The organism is Glutamicibacter nicotianae (genome assembly GCF_006539525.1).
Classification (GTDB): domain Bacteria; phylum Actinomycetota; class Actinomycetes; order Actinomycetales; family Micrococcaceae; genus Glutamicibacter; species Glutamicibacter nicotianae.
This window is the reverse complement of the sequence record NZ_BJNE01000020.1, coordinates 19,908-40,959: the sequence shown is the minus strand read 5'-3', so window position 1 is coordinate 40,959 and position 21,052 is coordinate 19,908. Positions and strand designations below refer to the sequence as shown.

Genomic DNA, 21,052 nt, shown 5'->3' with positions numbered 1-21,052 from the left:
AGCGATGCCAGCGACTGGGTCAGCGAGCTCGAGGCAACGGTTTCAAAAGTCTGGTTGCTCATTACTCGACGTTTCCACCGTTCGCGCTTGCGTAATCTGCTGCCGAGAGCAGCGGTCCTTCTTCGGTGACCTCAACGGTGAACAGCCAGCCGGCACCGTATGGATCCTCGTTCAGGATGGCCGGGTTGTCCACGGCTTCCTGGTTGACCTCAACGATGGTGCCGGTCACTGGCGAGTACAGGTCGGAGACCGACTTGGTGGACTCGACCTCGCCGCAGGTCTCGCCTGCGGTCACGGTGTCGCCAACCTCTGGCAGGTCGACGTAGACCACGTCGCCCAGGGCGTCAGCGGCAACCTGGGTGATGCCGATCTTTGCTGGGGACGATGCATCGATCCACTCGTGCTCAGCCGAGTAGCGCAATGACGAAAGAACTTTACTCACGGTATTTCCTCTCCCAAGGGAATTAGCGGGCGCTTAGCTTAGCCCTACTGATGTTTAACGTTACTTGGCTCGGGTGTAGAACGGCAGTTCGACTACGACAAATGGCAAAGTCTTACCGCGCAGATCGACCTCCAGCTCGGTTCCGGTTGCGCTGAATTCGGCATCCACGTAGCCCAGCGCCACCGGGTAGCCCAGCGTTGGCGATGGCTGGCCGGAGGTGATTTCGCCAATGACGGTGCCGTCCTTGACGATGGAGTAGCCGCCGCGGCCGGCGCGCTTGCCCAGGCCCTTGAGGCCCACGAGCTTGCGTGGCGGAGTGGTGCCACGCAGCGCTTCAAGTGCCTCGCGGCCCACGAAGTTCTCTTCCTTTTTGAAGGAAACCACCGGGCCGAAGCCCGCATCGAACGGGGTGCGTTCCAGGGACAGCTCGTTGCCGTACAGCGGCATGCCGGCTTCCAGGCGCAGGGAGTCGCGGGCGGCCAGGCCGCAAGGAACCAGCTCGTGGTCCTTGCCTGCCTCAACGGTCTTCTCCCAGAGGGCTGCCGCATCCTCGTTCTCGATGATCAGCTCGAAGCCGTCCTCGCCGGTGTAGCCGGTGCGGGCCAGCAGCACGTCGATACCGCCGAGCACCAGCTTCACAGCCGCGTAATACTTCAGCACTGCGACGGCCTGGGCGGTTGCCTCGTCGGCGGCCAGCTTGCTCACGATCGCCTCGGCGTTCGGGCCCTGGACCGCGATCAGCGACTGGCGGCCCGATGCGTCGTCCACGACTACATCGAAATCAGCGGCGCGGGCTGCCAGCTCGGCGGCGACCACCGGGGCATTGCCGGCGTTCGGCACGACGAGGAACTTCTCCTCTTCCAGGCGGTAGACGATCAGGTCGTCGATGATCTTGCCCTCGGCGTTCAGGATCAGCGAGTACTTCGCCTTGCCGACCTTCATGATGCTCAGGTTGCCTGCCAGCGCGGTGTTCAGCGCGACGCCGGCCTCCGGTCCGGTGAGGTAGACCTCGCCCATGTGGGACAGGTCGAACAGGCCGGCGGTGGAGCGCACGGCCTTGTGCTCTGCCAGTTCCGAGCCGTACTTCAGCGGCATGTCCCAGCCGCCGAAGTCGGTGAAGTTCGCGCCCAAAGCTTCATGCTGGGCGTGCAGTGCGGTGCGCTTGAGTGCTTGGGTAGTCTCAGTCATCTCTAACTCTTCCTTAGTCTTCGAAGGCTTCAGGAGCCGGGCAGGAGCAGATCAGGTTGCGGTCGCCGCCGGCGCCGTCGATGCGGCCCACGGTTGGGAAGTACTTGTCGAACTTCAGGCTGGCTACCGGGAAGGCTGCCTGCTCCACCGAGTACTTGCGGTCCCAGTTGCTGTTGACCACTGCCGAGACCGTGTGCGGAGCGTTGCGCAGCGGGGATTCCTCGATGCTGTACGCACCGGAGAGCACCTCGTCCATTTCCTGGCGGATGGTGATCATGGCTTCGATGAAGCGCTCGATCTCGGCCAGGTCCTCGGACTCGGTCGGCTCCACCATCAGGGTGCCGGCGACCGGGAAGGACAGGGTTGGCGCGTGGAAGCCGAAGTCGATCAGGCGCTTGGCCACGTCCTCGGCGGTGACCCCGGTCTTGGCGGTCAGTTCGCGCAGGTCCAGGATGCATTCGTGGGCGACCAGGTCCTGGTTGCCGGTGAACAGGATCGGGAAGTGCTCGCCCAGGCGCTTGGCGATGTAGTTCGCGTTCAGGATCGCGTGCTTGGTGGCTTCGGTCAGTCCGTCGCCGCCCATCATCGCGATGTAGGCCCAGGAGATCGGCAGCACGCCGGCCGAGCCGAAGGCGGTTGCCACGACCGGCACGCCGTCGCGCTCCGAGTAGGTGCCCGAGGCGTCGCCCGGCAGGAACGGCAGCAGGTGCTCGCCCACGCCGATCGGGCCAACGCCCGGACCGCCGCCGCCGTGCGGGATGCAGAAGGTCTTGTGCAGGTTCAGGTGCGACACGTCGCCGCCGAACTTGCCCGGCTGGGCCAGGCCCACCATGGCGTTCATGTTCGCGCCGTCGATGTACACCTGGCCGCCGGCGGCGTGGACCTTGTCGCAGACCTCGCGCACGTCGGCGTCGTAGACACCGTGGGTGGATGGGTAAGTGATCATGATGGCGGCAAGGACGTCCTTGTTGGCCTCGATCTTGGCATCCAGGTCATTGGCGTCGATGGTGCCATCGGCCGCGGTCTTCACGACGACCACGCGCATGCCTGCCAGCACCGCCGAAGCGGCATTGGTGCCGTGCGCGGATGCAGGGATCAGGCACAGGTCGCGCTGGCTTTCGCCGCGCGAACGGTGGTAGTCCGAGATGGCCAGCAGGCCGGCGTACTCGCCCTGCGAGCCGGCGTTCGGCTGGATGGAGACGCCTGCGTAGCCGGTGATGGCGGTCAGGCGGCCTTCCAGGTCGGTGATCAGCTCGCGCCAGCCGGCGGTCTGCGCGGCAGGTGCGTACGGGTGGATGGATGCGAATTCAGGCCAGGTGATGGATTCCATCTCGGCGGCCGAGTTCAGCTTCATGGTGCACGAGCCCAGCGGGATCATGGTGCGGTCCAGCGCCAGGTCGCGATCCGAGAGGCGGCGCAGGTAGCGCATCATCTGGGTCTCGGAGGAGATCGAGTTGAAGATCGGGTGGGTCATGAAGTCGCTGGTGCGCACCATGGCCTCGGGCAGCTCGAAGCCTTCCGGAGCCGACAGCTGCACGCCGAAGACCTCAAGCAGGGTCTTGACCACGGCGGAGGTGGTGGTTTCGTCGGTGGAGATGCCCACCTGGGTTTCGCCCACCTTGCGCAGGTTGATGCCTGCCTCGACGGCCTTGGAAATGATGGCATCGGCGTTCTCGACGTTCACCACAACGGTGTCGAAAAAGGTATCCGATGCCAGGGTGAAGCCGCCTGCGACCAGCGAGCTGGCGATCACGCGGGCGTGGTTGTTGGCACGGGTTGCGATCTGCTTCAGGCCGGCAGGACCGTGGTAGACGGCGTACATCGATGCGCAGATGGCCAGCAGGGCCTGCGCGGTTCAGATGTTGGAAGTGGCCTTCTCGCGGCGGATGTGCTGCTCGCGGGTCTGCAGCGCCAAGCGGTAGGCGGGAACGCCGGCGTCATCGGCCGAGACGCCCACCAGGCGGCCTGGCATCGAGCGGGTCAGGCCGTCGGCAACAGCCATGTAGGCTGCGTGCGGTCCGCCGAAGAACAGCGGCACGCCGAAGCGCTGGGTGTTGCCCACGGCGATGTCGGCGCCCTGCTCGCCCGGAGGGGTGATCATGGTCAGCGACAGCAGGTCGGCGATCACGGTCACCATGGCGCCGGCTTCCTTGGCGGCGGCGATGATCGAGGCGTGGTCGGCGATCGAGCCGTCATTGCCCGGCTGCTGCAGCACGATGCCGGAAATGTCGCCCTCGGGCAGGCCTGCGGAGAGGTCGGCGACCTCGATCTCGAAGCCCAGCGCGTCGGCGCGGCCCTGCACGACCTTCAAGGTCTGCGGGAAGATGTTGGAGTCCAGGACGGTCTTGCCCTTGGCCTTCTTCTTGTTGGCGCGGCGCATCATCAGCACGGCTTCGGCGGCGGCCGAGGATTCGTCCAGCAGCGAAGCGTTGGCGATCGGCAGGCCGGTCAGGTCCATGACCATGGTCTGGAAGTTCAGCAGGGCTTCGAGGCGGCCCTGGGAGATTTCTGGCTGGTACGGGGTGTAGGCGGTGTACCAGGCAGGGTTTTCCACGATGTTGCGGCGGATTACGGCTGGGGTGATGGTGTCGTAGAAGCCCTGGCCGATCATCTGGGTCTTCATGACGTTCTTCAAGGCAAGCGCACGCAGGTGGGCCAAGGCTTCGGTTTCGCTCAGCGCATCAGGGATATCCAGTGCGGAGTCCTGGCGGATGTCTGCCGGAACGGCGGTGTCGATCAGTGCTTCCAGGCTGTCGTAGCCCAGGCTCTGAAGCATGGTGGCGACGTCGGAAGGACGCGGGCCGATATGGCGGGAGACGAATTCAGTATTCGCTGGTGCCGAAGTCTGCGTGATGGTCATGGTGCGGGTATCTCCATGGGATCTGTCTTGGCGCATGCCAAAGGAAGGTCTTTTTACCTCCCCATCCCTGTTGCATAACCTGAGAGTTTTACGCATCCAGCAAACCAAGCCGGGTACTTGCACCTTCGGTGAACCGGAACGGGCCGGTTTCTTTCCAGAGTTGCCTCATGATGGCGGTACGGGTGCCTGAGAGTTTCCTGGGGAGGAATTGCTCCTACGGCGCCCGTCCATGGTGTGAACGGGACTCTCCCGCCATCCGTCTATGGCGTGTGCCGCCGGCCGGAGGCCTGCAGCACACCACCATGTTACCTGCCCCGCTCCCAAGGTCAAACAGGAGCGGGGACAGGAAAAGTCATAAACGCGTTCAGTTTGCGCCTGCGGTTAAACGGATGTAATCGGGATACTTCGCTGATAAGGAATCTCCCGACGAGGTGCCGGTGAGCCGTCGCTTGATCCACGGAGCCAAATGCTCCCTGGCCCAGCCCAATTCCTGCTTCAGTTTCTCGCCGCGCGAGTTCACCGCCAGCTCCGGCAGCGACGGCTGCTGGATCTTCGCAGACCAGTTCTCCTTGGTGATCTGCCCGGCGCCGAGCACGTCCAGGACCTTGGAGGCCATCAGCGTGTGGCCCAGCTCGTTCATGTGCAGCCGGTCCGGCGCCCAGTAGCGCAGGTCAGAGAATTCGCGCCATCGCCAGTAGTCGGCGATCAGCGCACCGTATTCGTCCGCGATTTCGCGGACCTTCTCGTTGTAGATGGCAGTGCGCGGACGGGTCTTGGAGAACAGCGGCGAGTCCACGGTGTCGAAACCGGTGAACAGCAGCACCGTGCTTCCGGCTTCGGAAAAGCGGCGCACCATGCCGGCATAGCCGCGCATCAGCGCATCCAGGTCGGCCTTGGGCCGCAGGATGTCGTTGCCGCCGGCGTAGATGGAGACCAGATCCGGGGCCAACGCAAGGGCCTGGTCCAGCTGCTGGTTGATCACCTGGCCGATCTTCTTGCCGCGCACGGCCAGATTGGCGTATTCCCATTCTCCTTCGGCGCAGAGCACCTCGGCCACCCGGTCCGCCCAGCCGCGCACCTGGTTAGGGCGGACCGGATCCGCGTCGCCAACGCCTTCGGTGAACGAGTCACCCAGTGCCACAAACTTCTTCACTTCGCTCCTGCTTCGTTCCTTGCCCGGTGGGGCGGCTATGCGTTGTTGCCGGCAGCCTGGGCCGCCATGTTCTTCTGCATGATCAGCTGGCGCGCCAGCTGGCTGAGCTTCACCCCGGTGGAGGTCTCCTTGAGACCTTCATTGCGCGAGGGGATGAATCCGAAGCCCAGCTGGTGGGCCGGATCGGCGAAGGCCAGCGAGGAGTTCGCACCGTCATGGCCGTAGGCGAAAATCGAGCCGTAATTGTTGCGCGCGGTGGCCTTCATGAATCCCAGGGCGAAGGCCTGCAGCAGTCCATTGGTCCGGTCATGGCCGTAGACCAGTTCGGTGGATACCTGGGACCAGGTGTCGGCGGAAAGGAATCCGCGCGTGGTTCCCAGTGCCGGAACTGCACCGAAGGAGGCGGCATAGATGGCGGCCAGGCCCTGCGCGTTGGCCACCGCTCCCATGGATGCCGGGCCCAGTTCGCGCACCTGCGGCGCATTGGCCAGTTCGTGCCAGTTGTAGACCGGGCCAGTTTCCAGCGCGAACCCGGAGGCCGAATTCACCGCCAGTCCGGCCGGGGAAAACGGGTCGAAGAATTCGGTGGCAGCTTCGGCAGCTGGCAGCACATCGCGGTAGCGCGATTCCAGCGCTGGGTCCTGGCCGATGTAGGCCTCGGCGCCCAGCGGCTTGCGGATGCGCTCCTCGAAGACCTCCTTGAGCTCCTTGCCGGTGACCCGGCGGACCAGTTCTTCCATTAGCACGCCCATGGTGATCGCGTGGTAGCCGACGATATTCTGCCCTAGCGGCCAGACACTGGGCATGGAAGCGAGCACCTTGGCGTACTCGGCGGAGTCCAGGAGGATCTTGCTGGGCACGCCCCCGGGAACGCCCAGTACGCCGGCCTGGTGGCTGAGCACCTCGCCGACGGTGAGCCTGGATTTCCCGTTCTCGCCGAATTCAGGCCAGTAGGTGGCCATGGGCGCATTCGGATCAATCAGGCCATCTTGCACGAGCAGTGCCACGACCAGCGCGCCCAGGCCCTTGGTACAGGAGAAAACACAGGTCAACGCGTCGCCCGAGAGGTGCTCTCCGACGGTGTGGCTGAGCACCAGTTCTCCGCGGTGGTATACGGCCAGCTGCGCCGAGTAGCCTTCTTCCTCAGCGGCGCGCGCTTCCAAAGCCTGGGCCAGGGGCGCGAAATCCTCAGTGATCACCGATTGCATCTAAATCCTTAAAGTGCTTGTTCCTCAACAACCAACCCTAACCGCAGTGCTCCCATTTCCCGAAGGTTCCACATGCTGTCCACCACCCAGCATATAGGTAGGTCAGCTCACACCTTTGAAGCGATTAAGCCACTCGCCGACGTAATGATGCCGTTCGTCCCGCGATTCTGCGAGCCAGCTCAGAGCCCGGTTTGCCCACTTCATGCGCTGACCCTAAAGTTGTAACGTTTGCCTACAAATTTGAAGGAGATGATCTCGATCGCATGACTGTGAACAGTGACACGGCCGTTACCGACGGCAAAGAAACAGAACTCCACCGGGTGATTGGCCCGAAGCTGCTGCTATTCCTCATCATGGGCGATATCATCGGCGCCGGCATTTTCGCCATTACCGGCAAGGTTGCCGGCCAGGTGGGTGGAGCCGCGTGGCTGCCGTTCCTGATCGCCTTCGCGATCGCGACCCTCACCGCCTTCAGCTACCTCGAACTGGTCACCAAGTACCCGCACGCAGCAGGTGCCGCCCTGTACATCCACAAGGCGTTCGGCATCCACTTCGTGACCTTCCTGGTGGCCTTCACCGTTGCCTGCTCCGGCATTACCAGCGCCGCCACCTCGGCCACCCTGGTCGGGCGGAACCTGCTGATTGGCATCGGCCAGTTCGTCGAGGGCGTGCCCAACACGCCTGAAGCGGGCATGTGGGCGGCTATTGCGGTGATCGTCATCCTCGCGATCATCAACTTCCGCGGCGTCGGCGAGAGCGTGAAGTTCAACCTCTTCCTGACCGTCGTGTCGCTGGCCATCATGGCCGCGATCATCGGCATCGGCTTCGCCGTGATCGCTTCGGGCCACGGAGACATCTCCCGCCTGGTGGTCTTCGAGACCCCGACCGACCGCAGCGTCTTCGCCGCCGTGACCATGGGCACCGCCATTGCATTCTTCGCCATGGTGGGCTTCGAGGACTCGGTGAACCTGGTGGAGGAAACCAAGAACCCGAAGAAGGACTTCCCGAAGATCATGCTCATCGGCCTGGGCATCTGCGCCGTGATCTACATGCTGGTGGCCGTCACCGTCATCATGGTGATCCCCACCGGTGACCTGCTGAATCCGAAGAACCCGGATGCCGGCATCCTGCTGGATGTGGTGCGCATTGGCCTGCCGAATCTGCCGGTGGACGCGATCTTCCCGTTCCTGACCGTCTTCGCGGTGGTCAACACGGCGCTGATGAACATGCTGATGGCCAGCCGCCTGCTCTACGGCATGGCCCGCCAGGGCGTGCTTCCGCAGTTCCTGGGCAAGGTGCACTCGACCCGGCGCTCCCCATGGGTTGCGATCCTGTTCAGCACCGCGCTGGCCATCGCACTGGTTGCCTACGTGAACCTGGATACCGGCAGCAGCATCGTCGGCTCGCTGGGCGGCACCACCGCACTGCTGCTGCTGTGCGTATTCGCCGTCGTGAACGTCGCCCTGCTGGTGCTGCGCCGCGACAAGCCGGAGCCCGGCGCGTTCCGCGCGCCAACGATCATCCCGATCCTCGGCGTGGTCTTCTGCCTGTTCCTTGCCGGCCCTTGGGCTCGCTCCCGCGAGGACTGGGTACAGTACGAGATTGCCGGCCTGCTGCTGGTGATCGGCATCGTGCTGTGGGCAGTCACCTGGCTGATCAACCGGATCAATTACAAGAAGGGTGTCATTGGAACCCGCCCGGGCCAGTACTGATCCCTAGTTCTTAATGCAGCGATGCCCGCCGATTGATTCGGCGGGCATTGCTGCGTTAAGCGCGTTTTCTACGCCGCCTGCTCGACGGTTTCCTGGCGGAAACGAAGCTTCAGGCCGCGTTCGGTGCGTTGCCACCACGACGAGACCACGAGCACCGGGGAATCCGCGGGCTTCATGCGGTAGGCGAGCAGCACCATCTGCGCATCCACTTCGCGCGCCGCAAGCACCTGCACCGCACCGGTGCTTGGCAGTGCCGCCCCGGATTCCAGCATGGATCGGACCGTGGCCACGTCCAGCAGGCCCCCATGCCGGGTCACTTCCTGATAGCCGGGGTGCAGGAAGTCGTTCAGCTCGGCGAAGCTGGCGCGGATCTGCGGGTCGAGAAATCCCTGCTCCAGCTCATAGGCGGCGGCCGCGATGTCCATGCCGGGTTCTGGCGTGGCAGCGGTTTCTTCCGCCGGTGCTGGTGCCGCCTCCGTCTCAGCCGGAGAGCCGGACGAGGCTGATCCACCGGCAGTGTAGCCGGGTCCAGCCTCTACTGCCGTGCCCTGCTGGTGCGCGGTGGCAGCTGCACGGGCGTGTCCGTCTGCTGCCTCGTTCAACTCATGGCCGGCATGGCCCTTGACCCATTCAAAAGTGTATTTGCGCCCGGAAATGGCCTGATCCAGTTCCTTGAGGATGTCCTGGTTCAGTACCGGTTTGCCGTCGGCCTTCTTCCAGCCCTTTTTCTTCCACCCTGGCATCCATTTGCTGATGCAGTTGATCGCGTACTGCGAGTCGCACAGGATCTTCAGTTCTTCGTCTGGCAGGTGCTCGGTAGCCCGGAAGAGCTCGAGCACCGCCTGGAGCTCGCCCATGTTGTTGGTTCCGTGGTCCCAACCGCCAGCGGCCCAGTTGTCCTGGTCCACGTACCAGGCCCAACCTGCTGGTCCGGGATTCCCTAGGGCTGATCCATCCGCCGCTGCAATGATTGTCATGGTTTAATCCTGCCACGTTCACCGCACCGCAGGGTTCCAGGCATAGGGCCATGTCGCCAGCGAATTCCTGCAGAGCGGAACACAGCATCCCAGCGGATCCATGCCTAGGATTGGGTTGTGAAGAAAATTATGCCTGTACTGGCCACCCTAGCCTTGGCGCTCACCGCTTGCGGCGGCCCGTCGATCGATGAGCTGCGCGAGCAGGATCCGCAGGGCCATACCGCGTGCGTGCACTTTGGCGGGGGCATGGTTGACCCCGAGGGCATGGGCGCAACGAACATGGCGAAAGCCGCTGAGCACGGGGCGAAGGCCACGACCAGAGAAATCAGCGCTGCCGTGGCCACCGATAGCTCCGGCACGCCGAAGATCACCGACTTGGAAGCATTCCAGAAGGCATGCGAAGCGCAGGGCTTCGACTTCGAATAAAGCACAGCGGCCCGGGATCCGCTCCATAGGATGGAGCGAATCCCGGGCCGCCAGGCTGGTTCTTCCGGAGCCTAGGCAGGGTACAGCGGGTTGTGTCCCGCCTGGACACGCTCCCCGGCACGGACTTCGTCCGGTGCCGTGCCGTTCAGGAACGGGCCGTGCTCTGCCAGTTCTTCCCGGTCCGGGGCTTCGAGCCAGTTCGCCAAATCCGGTCCCTTCGGAATGATCCCGGTCGGGTTGATGTCTTCGTGGACCACATAGTAGTGGGCCTTGATCTGCTCGAAGTCGATGGTGTCGCCAAAGCCTGGGGTTTGGAACAGATCCCGGGAGTAGCCCCAGAGGTTGGGCATGTCGATGAGCTTGTTGCGATTGGCCTTGAAGTGGCCATGGTAGACCGGGTCGAATCGCACCAGAGTGGTGAACAACCGCACGTCGGCCTCGGTGATGTAATCGCCCATGAGGAAGCGGCGGGTGGATAGCCGTTCTTCGAGGTGGTCCAACGTGGTGAATAGCCTGTCGTAGGCGTCGTCGTAGGACTTCTGGTCCCCCGCGAACCCGGCACGGTAGACCCCGTTATTCACCTCGGTGAAAATCCGCTTGATCAGCGGCAGCATCTCATCGAGCTGGTCATGGGCAACGAGATCCGGTGCGCCTTCACGATGGAATTCCTTCCACTGCGTGGACATGTCCCAGGTGATTTGCGGGTAATCGTTGGTGACAACCGCGCCGGTGGGGATATCGACAATGGCCGGAACGGTGATCCCGCGTGGATAATCGGCAAAGCGCTTGAAGTAGTTTTCCTGGATCCGCTCGGTGCCCAGCACGGGATCCTTGCCCTCCGGGTCCAGATCGAAGGTCCAGCTGCGCGCATCGTGGGTGGGACCGGGCAGTCCGATGGACAGCGCGTCTTCCAGGCCCAGCAGGCGGCGGACTATCAGGGTCCGGTTGGCCCATGGGCACGCGCGGGCAGCCACCAGATGGTAGCGGCCGGCCTCCACCGGCCAGAGCTGGGCGCCTTCGGACAGCCCTGCGTCGGGATGCCCGATCTTGCTGTGGCTGTCCTTATGCCCATAGTGCTCGGCGCTGGCATCAGCGACGATGCGGTCCTGGATGTAGTTGGTGTCCCGGGTGAATTCTCCGCCGGTGACGTAGGAGCCCTTGGTCGAGTATTCGTCGCTCATCGCATTCCTTCCAAAGAATTTTGCGGTCCCGTGCATAAACCATTCATGTCGAGACTATGGCAGTTGGACAAGTTTGGAAATGGCAGGGTGCCGATTGCCAGCACCCCGCCATATTCGATCTTCCTTAGGCGTTGACCGAGGCGCTGTCGCGCACGGTCGCCATGGCCTTGCTCCAGGCCAGAAGCTGCTCTAACATCGGCTGCACGCTGCCAGCGGACTGCTCGGTCGGTGCGAAGGTGGAGAAGTTCTCGAAGTCGGTGAACAGCGAGAACATGCCGGTCTTCTGCACATGGGCGATCTGCAGTTCGGAGAGGATTCCACGCAAGTGCTCCACCGCGCGCGAACCCATGGCGGAACCGTAGCCGACCATGCCTGCGGCCTTGTTGTTCAGCTCGGCATTCAAGTAGCTCAGCGCGTTGGCCAAGGCAGGCTGGACAGAGTGGTTGTACTCGCCAACAATGAAAATGTAGCCGTCGAATTCACTCATCTTGGCGGCGAAGGCCTTGGTGTGGTCGTTCTGGTAGTTCTGGTAGGCGGCCGGGAAGGGCTCATCGAGAATCGGCAGGTTGAAATCCACGATGTCCACCAGCTCATAGTCGGCACCGCCGAATTCCTCGGCCTTGGCCAGAACCCAATGCGCGACAGACTGGTTGACGCGGCCTGGACGGGTGGAACCGGTAACGATAGCGATCTTCGACAATTCAATCTCCTTGGAGCTCTGCGGCCAACCACTTTAGTTGACACGTCATCATCTCTTGCCAAATCCCACTATACAGGAGATAATTGATGCGTCAACAATATTTCGGCATCCCGTTGGGCAGAACATGGTTAGGAAAGAGAATGAAGAGCGAAGAGACCCGCTGGCTCACCGATAGCGAGCAGGACCTCTGGCGTACCCTGCGCGAATTCCTCTGGCAGTTCCCCAGCGCCATGGACCGCCAGATGCTCCGCGATTCGAAGATGCAGTCCGGCGAATACTCGGTGCTAGCCGTGCTCTCGGAAACGGCCGAGCCGAGCCTGCGCCCGGCCGACGTGGCCACCGCATTGCGCTGGGATCGCTCCCGCCTCTCCCACCTGCTGCGCCGCATGGAAGCCAAGGGCCTGATCAGCCGCTGCTCGGATGAAACCGACCGCCGCGGGCACCAGATCACGCTGACTGCCCAAGGGCGCCAGACCATCGAAGAGGCCGCGCCAAGCCACGTGAACTTCGTGCGTGAAACCATCTTCGACTCGCTGGAGCCGTCCGAGCGCACCGCCTTCGAATCGGCGCTGCCCAAGATCCTGGCTTCCCTGGAGCAGCAGGGCCTGAAACCGGACGGGTGCTAGCTGGTCCTCTGGGCTAGTTCGCTCTTGGCTATTAGCTGGGCGAACTGGCCCCCGCGCTGGACCAGTTCATCAAAGGTACCGGATTCGGCAATCCGTCCATCCTCCAGCACCACGATGCGGTCTGCCCGCATCACCGTGCTCAACCGGTGCGCGATGAGCAAGGTGGTGCGCCCCGCCGCCAGCTCATCCAGCGCCCGCTGCACCAGTGCCTCGGTGACGGTATCCAGCGCACTGGTGGCTTCATCGAGCACCAGCACCTTCGGCTTGCGCAGCATGGTGCGGGCAATGGCCAGTCGCTGCTGCTCGCCACCGGAGAAGCGGTGCCCGCGCTGCCCCACCTGTGTTTCCAGGCCGCGTGGCAGGCTGCGGATCAGTGGCGCAATCTGCGCGGCTTCCAATGCATCCCAGAGCTCTTCTTCCGTTGACTCCGGCGCCGCCCACAAGAGGTTCTCGCGAATCGAGGCATGCAGCAGGTAGCTTTCCTGAGCCACCACGGAGACCGCCTGCGCGATCCCCTCGGGTTCGAATTCCTTCAGGTCAATGCCGTCGAGCAGCAGCTGGCCCTCGGTGGGATCAAGCAACCGGGGCAGCAAGGATCCCAGGGTGGATTTGCCCGAGCCGGTAGCGCCAACCACCGCGGTGATGGTCCCGGCTTCCAGCTCCAGATTCAGCTGATCCAGGGTGGCGCGATCGGCTTCGGGGTAGCGGAAGCTGACATTGCGCAACTGCACTTCGCCGCGCAGCTTCTCGGGCTCAATCACCCGCGGGTGCTCGGCTACCGGCAGCGCCTGGTCGGTATCGAGGTATTCGAAGACGCGGCTGAACAGGGCCATGGCCGAGATCCACTGGACCGAAATCTGCATCAGCCCCATGACTGGACGGAAGATCCCGGCCTGCAACCCGGTGAAGGCCACCAGGGTGCCGATGCTCATGCCCTGCCCGATTACGGGCAGGCCTGCCACGATGTAGAGCACCGCGGGGATGGCAGCGAAGATGATGCTCATCGTGGCCATGCGCCATCGCCCGGCCAAGGCGCTTTTCATTTCCAGGTCGATGAGCTTGCGGCTGGAGTCTCCGAAAGCTTGGGCATCGGCGGTGCCGGTGCCCATGATCTTGGAGAGCCGGACCCCGGAGATGCTCAGGCGTTCTTCGATCAGCGAGGTCAAGTTGGACATCTCGCGCTGGCGCTTTCCTGTCACGGCGCGGCGCAGCTCCGCGGTTTGCTTGGCCAGGAGCACTGCTGGAGGCAGGACGACCAGGGAGATCAGGCTCAGCTTCCACGAAATCGCCACCATCGCGCAGGCGGTGGCAACGACCGTGGTCAGGTTCGAGGCAATGCTCGTGGCCGAATTGGTGATCACCGATTGCATCTGCCCCACGTCGTTGACCAGGCGGGACTGCACGTCCCCGGAGCGGGAGTTGGTGAAGAATCCCAGGGATTGCTTTTGCAGGTGCGTGAACAGCCCGGTTCGCAGGCCATGCATCACGCGTTGGCCCATCAGGGTTGCCCGCCAGGTCTGGAGGACTTCCAGGATTGCGGTGGCCAAGGCGATCAGCACCAGTCCCCCGGCGCCCCAGAGCAGCAATCGGACGTTGCTGTGGGGAATGGCGTCGTCAATGAGTTCCCGGATGATGAACGGCTGGGCCAAGCCGATGATCGAGGATGCCACGATCAGCAGCATGACGGCGATCACCGATCCCAGATGAGGACGGAAGAGCCCGGCGATGCGTGCGAGCGACACCGGATGCTCGGAGAGCCACTGCTTGTCCTTTGCGGCATTCGCGGACCGGCCCCGTCCGCCACCGCCTGGATGCGGATCTGGCATTCCCATGGCGCTCATAAGCCCCCCTCCTCGTCCTGGATTTCCCAGGTCCAGAATAACAGAGGGAACCTCACTATGTGGTTGCATCTTGAAAATGTCCGCGGAAACACACTATTCTTGAAGACATGCAGAACGACGAGTCCAAGCCTGACTTGGCAGATCTTTTCCTCCACGCTTCGCGCATGCTTCGCGGCAGGTGGAGGGACAGCTTGATTCCCCTGGGAATCACTCCGCACCAATCACGGGTACTGGCCCTGTTGGCCCGCGCCGAAGACGCAGGGCTGCGCAACTCGCAGCTTGCAGAACGATTGCATATTGCCGCCCGCTCGACCACTGAGGTGGTCGACCAGCTGGAGGCCAAGAAATTGGTCGTGCGCGCCCCTGATCCAGCGGACCGCCGGGCCACGCTGATCGCGCTCAGCGACACGGGCCGCGCCCAGCTCGGGGAGCTTGCCGAGCTGCGCCGTTCCAGCATGGATGGCTACTTCGACAAGCTCGACGACGAGGATCGCGCCGAGCTCACCCGGCTTCTGGCAATCCTCGACCGCGAAAACCCGCGGCCTGCACGCGGCGCGTGCCAGAACCCGGCCAAAGAAAAATAGCGGACCGCTGCCAGAGCGAACCAGGGCCCCGGCACAGTGTGCCGGGGCCCTGGTACTGGTTGACGCTGCCGCCTAGTTCTCGGTCTTTCCGCGGCGCCAGTAGCCCATGAAGGCCACCTGCTTGCGGTCCACACCGGCATCGCGCACCAGATAACGGCGCATTTCCTTGACCGTGCCGGCCTCGCCTGCAATCCATGCGTAGAACGGCGCGGTGTTCGCTTGGCCGGTCTCCCACAGGATGTCGGCATCCACATCGATATCTTCCGGCTCGGCATTGGTATGCACCACTCCGGCGGCCGGAATCGCGACCACCTGGCGCAAGGCGGCCTGCAGCAATTCTCCATGCTCGTGGCTGCCGCGGGTCAGCCACTGCACCGAGACGCCCGAGCGGGTGGAGGCACCGAGGATGTCGGTGGTCTCCGGAACCTCGATCAGCGCATGGCCGGTGACGTTCGACGGCAGCTCTTCGAGGATCGCGCAGATCGCCGGGGCGGCGGTTTCGTCGCCGGCCAGCACCACGCGGGTTGCTTCGCCGCGGCGGAATTCGATACCGCCGTAGGTGGAGTCGTTCAGGGTCTTGTTCGGGCCCAGCAGCAAGAGCTGGTCGCCGACCTTGGCCCGGTCGCCGAATTCCGTCGCAGGTCCGCCCTGCAGTTGGCCGTCAACGATGTCGCCGTGCATCACGAAGTCGATGTCCAGCTCTGCGGTGGCCCCGATGTTGTCCCGGTGCCCTGCTTCGCGGAAGGCCCGCACCGTATAGGTGCGCATGTAGCCTCGGGTGTCCGGATCAATGGACAGCCAGCGCTTGTACCAGCCCTGCTGCTCGGCCGGGCTGGTCAGCGCCTCCGGGCGCATAGAGGCGATCTCGTCCGTCAGCGCGGTTCCGCCGGCCGGCGGCAGCAGCAGCTTGATGCGCATATCCAGTGGGTGGCTGTTGGTGCCGAAGTATTCCAGGTCCTCGCCGCTGACGGTGAGCCGGCGGAAGGACGGGGCCAGCTGCTCGCTCTTGACCACGGTGGTGTCGAAGGCCAGGGTCGGCACATGCTCATGGGCCGGGCGCATGGCCTGCGGATCGAGCTGGGCCGCGGCTTCGGCGGCTTCCTTCACGCTGGCGGCCTGCTTCGCCGCGGTGTCCCGCGCCGACGCTTCGCTGCGGTAGATGCCCTTGGTGGCCAGGACCTGTTCGGTGCGCAGCACGCGGTGCCGGCCAATGGGCAGCACCAGCGGGGTGCCGCCCACCGGGTCCGGGATCACGCGGCTTGGCATGCCGAAGACATCCTTGACAGTCTTTTCGGTGACCACGTCGTTGGGGTGGCCGGCGGCGTAGATCTTGCCGTGGCGCAGGGCCACCAGGTAGTCGGCGTAGCGGGCAGCCAGGTTCAGATCGTGCAGCACGATCACCACGGTGATCCCGCGGCTGCGGTTCAGCTCGCTGACCACATCCAGGACTTCGAGCTGGTGCGCCACGTCCAGGAAGGTGGTCGGCTCATCGAGCAGCAGCAGGTCGGTCTCCTGGGCCAGGGCCATGGCGATCCAGACGCGCTGGCGCTGCCCGCCGGAGAGCTCGTCCACCGAGCGGTCGGCCAGCTCGGTGGTGCCGGTCAGTTCCATGGCGCGGTTCACCGCCGCCTCGTCCTCGGCGGAGAAGCGCTTGAACAGGCCCTGGTGCGGGTAGCGGCCGCGGCTGATCAGCTCGCGGGCGGTAATGCCGTCCGGCGCTGTCGGCGACTGCGGCAGCAGGCCCAGGGTCTTGGCGACCTCCTTGGCCGGCTTCGAGTGGATATCCGCGCCGTCCAGGAGCACCTGCCCCCCGGCCGGCTTCAGCAGCCTGGAGAGGGCGCGCAGCAGGGTGGACTTGCCGCAGCCGTTGGCTCCGACGACGATGCTCACCTGCCCGGTGGGGATATCCAGCGACAGCTCGTCGACGATGGTGACCTTGTCATAGGCCAAGGTCAGATCGCTAGCCTGCAAAGTGGCCATGGGTTATGCCCCGCTTCCAGTTGAGTTGGCGCGCACCAGAATCCAAATCAGGAAGGGTGCACCGAATGCGCCGGTGATAACGCCCACCGGCAGCGACAGGTCCGCGAACAAGTTCGCGGCAAAGAAATTGGCGATGGTCACCAGCGTGGCTCCGGTCAGGCCGGCCAGCAGGATGTTGATCGGTCCGCGGGTCAGCGCGGCGGTAATCGGGCCGGCCAGGAAGGCGACGAACGCCATCGGCCCGGTGACGGCGATCGGCAGGGCGCCCATGGCCACGGCCACGAAGACCAGCAGGGCACGGGCCCAGCCGACATGCAGGCCCAGGGCCGCCGCGGCGTCCTCGCCCAGCTCCAGCATCTTCAGCTGGCGCAGCACCAGCGGCAGCAGCAAGATGCCGATGGCGCCGAGGGAGACCAGCAGCAGCAGCGCGTTCTCCCAGTTGCTGCTGGCCAGTGAACCGGTCAACCAGTGCATGACATCGCTGGCGGTGTTCACCTGCGCCTGGGTGAGCAGGTACTGGATCAGCGCCTGCAGCATTGCGCCGATGGCCAAGCCGGCCAGGATCAGCCGGGACCCGGTGCGCTTGCCCGCGGCCGAGAGCCAATAGATCAGCGCGGCGACCAGCAGCCCGCCGGCCAGCGAGAAGGCGTTGAGCTTCCAGTCGGTGTAGCCGCGGATGATCATGGCGAAGACGGCGGCCGCCGAGGCGCCGTAGCCCACGCCGATCACGTCGGGGCTGGCCAGCGGGTTGCCCAGCCAGCGCTGGAACAGCGCACCGGAAATGCCCAGGCCAGCACCGGCGAGCATGCCCACGGCGATGCGCGGCAGGCGGTCGGACATGATGATGAAGCTGGTGCCCGGCACCTTCTCGCCGCCAAGCACCTGGAACACCTCGGCCGCCGGAAGTCGGTCCCGTCCCCAGAACAGGTAGGCGGCGATGGCCAGCACCAGCGCCACGACCATCCACAGGGCGGTGCGGCGCACGCGGGAGCGGCGCCGGGCCGCCAGCGTCGTGCCGGACTGGGCGGCAGCCGGCGGCTTCGCCGGCACGTCCGCGTCCCCGGTACTGGTCGGCTGGGCCATGGTGGTTGCTTCCATTTCGCTCGTGCTCACAGGCTCACCGACTTCATGCCGCTGCGCATCATGATGATGAAGATCGGTCCGCCGAGCATGGCGCACATGACGCCTACCTGGATCTCGCTGGGCGGGGCGATGATCCGTCCCACCGTATCAGCGACCAGCAGCAGGATCGGACCGGCGATCAGGCACGCCGGCATCAGCCAGCGGTAGTCGGAACCGACAAGCAGGCGCACCGCATGCGGGATCATCAGGCCGACGAAGGCGATGGGCCCGGCCACAGCGGTAGCTGTCCCGGCGAGAATGACCACGCCGATGGAGCCGATGAGCCGGGCGCGGTTCAGGTTGAAGCCCAGGGCGATCGCGGTGTCATCGCCCATGGACACGGCATTGGAGGCCCTGGCGGTTGACAGCACGATCAGCGCGCCGGCCGCCACCCCGGGAATCGCGCCGAGGAAGGTGTCGATGCCGCTGCTGGACAGGGTGCCCACTTGCCACATGCGGAAGCGGTCCATGGTGGCATCGGAAATCATCAAGATCGCATTGGTGATCGCCCCGACGCCCACCGCCATGGCGGCACCGCCGAGGGCCAGCTTGATCGGGGTGGCGCCGTCGCGGCCCACGTTCGCCACGAGGTAGACCAGCGCCATCACCCCGGCGGCGCCGACGAAGGCGGCGACCATGATTCCGCCCAGCGAGCTGACGCCGAGGAAGGCGATCGCCAGCACCACTGCCATGGAGGATCCGGCGTTCAGTCCGAGGATGCCGGTATCGGCCAGCGGGTTGCGGGTCAGCCCCTGCAGGCCTGCGCCGGCCAACCCCAGGGCGGCGCCCACCACGATGGCCCCGACGGTGCGGGCGAAGCGCGAGGCGACCACGCCCTGGTCGCCGTTGGACGGGTCGAAATTCCAGATGGCATCGATGACGGTGCCGATCGAGACGCTGCGCGCACCGAGCAGCAGCGAGGCGAACAGTGCCAGTGCGAGCAGCGCGATCAGCAGCAGCACGGTGCCGAGCTTCCGGGTGGTTTTCGCCGGCCCGGCCCCCGGTGACTGGCGCGTCACGCTTTCAGTCGCGGTCATTGGTTCCTACACTCATTGCTATGGCTCTTCTTCCCTTGCCCACTATTATCGCCCCCGGTATTGGCGTGCTGTGCGCGCCGAATCCTTCTGAAATGACTTTGGACGGGACTAATTCGTATCTGCTGTTCGACCCGGCTGCGGACGAACTTGCGCCGGGAACACCGGTGGTGCTGATCGATCCGGGCCCCGAGCTCGAAGTGCATCTGCAGGCCTTGGCGGTGTTCGACATCCAGCTGGTGCTCATTACCCATCGGCATGCCGATCACACCGGAGGCATCGATGCGCTGCGCCGGATGGCCGTGGCGCCGGTGCGGGCCAAGCTCCCCGAGTACTGCCGGGATGCGCCAGTCCTCGCCGATGGCGAGGTGATCCATGCGGCCGGGGCCAGCATCCAGGTGCTCTCCACCCCGGGACACACCTCGGACTCGGTGTGCTTCATCCGCCAGGGCGAACGCGCCCACCTGTTCACCGGGGATACCGTGCTGGGCCGTGGCACCACCATCCTGGAGCATCCCGATGGCACGCTGGCCGATTACCTGGACTCCCTGCAGCGGCTGCTGGCGCTGCCCGACATGGCATTGCATCCGGCGCACGGCGAACAGCACGAGTCCTCGCATCCGCTGCTGCAGATGTACATCGAGCACCGCCAGTCCCGGCTGGACCAGGTGCGTGCGGCGCTGCGGAAACTCGGCAAGGCCGGGGCCGACACGCAGCCAGCAGAATTGCTGGAGCACGTCTACCCCGACCTCGATGCGCGCCTGGTGGGCGCGGCTACCCATTCCCTGGAAGCGCAATTGCACTATCTGTCAGTGAATCCCTAGCCCGAAGCTACTTCGCGGCAGCCGCGTTTTCGGCAGCCTTCACGATGCCTGGAACCACGTTCTCCAGTGCCCATTCGATGGATAGCGGCGATGCCGCGGAGATGGCCAGGGTTGCCTCGTCGGTGCCTGGCAGTGCCACTGCATCGTTCTTCGCGGCAGGGATCTGGCCGTACAGCGGCTGGCCCTTGATGATGTCGTCCATGGTGTTGCCCGCAACTGCCGAGGCGAAGACGATGTCCGAATCCCACTCGTTGACCTTTTCAGGGGAAACGGTGAAGAAGAAGGTGTCCTTGGCGGCGTTCTCCTGCACGAACTCGGCCTGGGTCATGCCCAGCGCGCTCAGGAAGCGCGGGCGGGTGTCGCCCTCGGAGTAGACGTAGGCGGTGTCCGGAGCGGACAGGTCGGCGGCGATGAAGGTGGTGTCCTTCAGCACTGGGTTGTCTTCGCCGACCTTGGCCAGCTTGCCTTCGATCTCTTCGATCAGGGCGTCGGCTTCTTCTTCCTTGCCCAGCATCTGGCCGGCAGCTTCGGTAGCCTGCTCCCAGCTGGTCAGGTAGTTCGGCTCAATCGGGCCAACGACCGGGGCGATTTCCTGCAGTTTTTCGTACTGTTCCTGCTTCAGGCCCGAGTATGGGGCGAAGATGACATCCGGCTTGCTGGCGGCGATGCCGGTGTAGTCGATGTCGTCGCCCACCTTGTACTGCACGGGAGCGTTCTCGGAGCCGATGGCGGCGCCCTGCTCTTGAAGCGCGGCGTCCTTCCACGCGGTGGAGTTGTTCTCGTTCATGCCGTAGGTGTCGGTGTCCATGCCTACCGGCACGGTATCCAGTGCCAGCAGGGTGTCGGCGTTGACCCACGAGATGGTCGCAATGCGTTCTGGGACTTCTTCGATGGTGGTCTCGCCATAGATGTTCTCGATGGTGACCGGGGTGAAGTCTTCTGCAGCCTTGGCAGAGGTGTCAGCCGATGGATCCGCCGAGTTGCTCGACGCGCCGCAGGCGGTCAGGCTGAGGGCGAGGATGACGGATGATGCGGCGAAAATTCCGGCGCGACGTGAAATGTTCATGGGTCGGTAATTCCAGACTATGCGAGGTACTGTAAGCGTATCGGTCAGCAAGGTTAGGCAAGCCTATCCGGGCCGTATGCCACAATACGCGTTTTTGTCAGCATTACGCAACACGAAACGTCTCTAAT

General features: G+C 64.3%; 17 protein-coding genes, 1 pseudogene and 1 riboswitch. Of the genes and pseudogenes, 5 read left to right on the top strand and 13 right to left on the bottom strand.

Annotated elements, in window-relative coordinates:
- Nucleotides 1-61: 61 nt before the first annotated feature.
- From gcvH to ANI01nite_RS15140, 5 genes and pseudogenes are all read right to left on the bottom strand, one after another.
- Complete coding sequence (gene gcvH / locus ANI01nite_RS15160; RefSeq protein WP_038993761.1) at nt 62-442, bottom strand: glycine cleavage system protein GcvH; 381 nt, start codon at nt 440-442, stop codon at nt 62-64.
- A gap of 60 nt (nt 443-502) precedes the next feature.
- Entirely contained in the window at nt 503-1,630 is a 1,128-nt protein-coding gene (gcvT, locus tag ANI01nite_RS15155; RefSeq protein WP_141358982.1) for a glycine cleavage system aminomethyltransferase GcvT, read from the bottom strand.
- Between the two features lie 13 nt (nt 1,631-1,643).
- Nucleotides 1,644-4,490 (bottom strand): annotated as a pseudogene (gene gcvP / locus ANI01nite_RS15150) (aminomethyl-transferring glycine dehydrogenase).
- A 164-nt stretch (nt 4,491-4,654) separates the two neighbouring features.
- A riboswitch (glycine riboswitch) is annotated at nt 4,655-4,752 on the bottom strand.
- 102 nt (nt 4,753-4,854) lie between these two features.
- Nucleotides 4,855-5,643: an SGNH/GDSL hydrolase family protein gene (locus tag ANI01nite_RS15145; protein ID WP_223308767.1), complete on the bottom strand. Its 789-nt coding sequence runs from the start codon at nt 5,641-5,643 to the stop codon at nt 4,855-4,857.
- A 35-nt stretch (nt 5,644-5,678) separates the two neighbouring features.
- A complete protein-coding gene (locus tag ANI01nite_RS15140; protein WP_157801651.1) occupies nt 5,679-6,842 on the bottom strand; it encodes a serine hydrolase domain-containing protein in 1,164 nt (387 codons plus the stop codon).
- A gap of 272 nt (nt 6,843-7,114) precedes the next feature.
- Between ANI01nite_RS15140 and ANI01nite_RS15135 the strand changes: the two genes are divergently transcribed.
- The gene (locus ANI01nite_RS15135) at nt 7,115-8,563 is read left to right on the top strand and encodes an APC family permease (RefSeq protein WP_141358980.1); all 1,449 of its coding nucleotides are present in this window, start codon (nt 7,115-7,117) and stop codon (nt 8,561-8,563) included.
- A gap of 68 nt (nt 8,564-8,631) precedes the next feature.
- Here the strand turns inward: ANI01nite_RS15135 and ANI01nite_RS15130 are convergent, their stop codons facing one another.
- Nucleotides 8,632-9,540 (bottom strand): RNase H family protein, encoded by a 909-nt coding sequence (locus ANI01nite_RS15130; RefSeq protein ID WP_038993753.1) that lies wholly within the window; start codon nt 9,538-9,540, stop codon nt 8,632-8,634.
- Between the two features lie 117 nt (nt 9,541-9,657).
- Between ANI01nite_RS15130 and ANI01nite_RS15125 the strand changes: the two genes are divergently transcribed.
- Nucleotides 9,658-9,966: a hypothetical protein gene (locus ANI01nite_RS15125; protein ID WP_141358978.1), complete on the top strand. Its 309-nt coding sequence runs from the start codon at nt 9,658-9,660 to the stop codon at nt 9,964-9,966.
- 71 nt (nt 9,967-10,037) lie between these two features.
- Here ANI01nite_RS15125 and ANI01nite_RS15120 read toward each other — a convergent pair whose 3' ends face one another.
- Together ANI01nite_RS15120 and ANI01nite_RS15115 are read right to left on the bottom strand one after the other, a co-directional pair.
- Complete coding sequence (locus ANI01nite_RS15120; protein WP_141358976.1) at nt 10,038-11,147, bottom strand: glutathione S-transferase C-terminal domain-containing protein; 1,110 nt, start codon at nt 11,145-11,147, stop codon at nt 10,038-10,040.
- A 124-nt stretch (nt 11,148-11,271) separates the two neighbouring features.
- On the bottom strand, nt 11,272-11,847 hold the full coding sequence (locus tag ANI01nite_RS15115; RefSeq protein ID WP_141358974.1) for an NADPH-dependent FMN reductase: 576 nt from the start codon (nt 11,845-11,847) through the stop codon (nt 11,272-11,274).
- Between the two features lie 140 nt (nt 11,848-11,987).
- Here ANI01nite_RS15115 and ANI01nite_RS15110 point away from each other — a divergent pair, with 140 nt between their 5' ends.
- On the top strand, nt 11,988-12,473 hold the full coding sequence (locus ANI01nite_RS15110; RefSeq protein WP_141358972.1) for a MarR family winged helix-turn-helix transcriptional regulator: 486 nt from the start codon (nt 11,988-11,990) through the stop codon (nt 12,471-12,473).
- Here the strand turns inward: ANI01nite_RS15110 and ANI01nite_RS15105 are convergent.
- Entirely contained in the window at nt 12,470-14,314 is a 1,845-nt protein-coding gene (locus ANI01nite_RS15105; protein WP_141358970.1) for an ABC transporter ATP-binding protein, read from the bottom strand. The genes ANI01nite_RS15110 and ANI01nite_RS15105 overlap by 4 nt on opposite strands.
- A 107-nt stretch (nt 14,315-14,421) precedes the next feature.
- Here ANI01nite_RS15105 and ANI01nite_RS15100 point away from each other — a divergent pair, with 107 nt between their 5' ends.
- A complete protein-coding gene (locus tag ANI01nite_RS15100; RefSeq protein ID WP_141358968.1) occupies nt 14,422-14,898 on the top strand; it encodes a MarR family winged helix-turn-helix transcriptional regulator in 477 nt (158 codons plus the stop codon).
- A gap of 72 nt (nt 14,899-14,970) precedes the next feature.
- On the opposite strand, the gene ANI01nite_RS15095 is transcribed toward ANI01nite_RS15100, so the two are convergent.
- From ANI01nite_RS15095 to ANI01nite_RS15085, 3 genes are read right to left on the bottom strand one after another with little or no spacing between them, the layout of a single operon-like run.
- Nucleotides 14,971-16,878, bottom strand: coding sequence for an SIP domain-containing protein (locus ANI01nite_RS15095; RefSeq protein WP_141358966.1), 1,908 nt, complete (start codon nt 16,876-16,878; stop codon nt 14,971-14,973).
- A 3-nt stretch (nt 16,879-16,881) separates the two neighbouring features.
- A complete protein-coding gene (locus tag ANI01nite_RS15090) occupies nt 16,882-17,991 on the bottom strand; it encodes a FecCD family ABC transporter permease (RefSeq protein ID WP_255314570.1) in 1,110 nt (369 codons plus the stop codon).
- A complete protein-coding gene (locus tag ANI01nite_RS15085; protein WP_141358964.1) occupies nt 17,988-19,037 on the bottom strand; it encodes a FecCD family ABC transporter permease in 1,050 nt (349 codons plus the stop codon). The genes ANI01nite_RS15090 and ANI01nite_RS15085 overlap by 4 nt, the downstream gene beginning before the upstream one ends.
- Nucleotides 19,038-19,129: 92 nt before the next feature.
- Between ANI01nite_RS15085 and ANI01nite_RS15080 the strand changes: the two genes are divergently transcribed.
- Complete coding sequence (locus tag ANI01nite_RS15080; protein WP_255314569.1) at nt 19,130-19,858, top strand: MBL fold metallo-hydrolase; 729 nt, start codon at nt 19,130-19,132, stop codon at nt 19,856-19,858.
- A gap of 7 nt (nt 19,859-19,865) precedes the next feature.
- On the opposite strand, the gene ANI01nite_RS15075 is transcribed toward ANI01nite_RS15080, so the two are convergent.
- Entirely contained in the window at nt 19,866-20,924 is a 1,059-nt protein-coding gene (locus tag ANI01nite_RS15075; RefSeq protein ID WP_141358960.1) for an ABC transporter substrate-binding protein, read from the bottom strand.
- Nucleotides 20,925-21,052 lie beyond the last annotated feature (128 nt).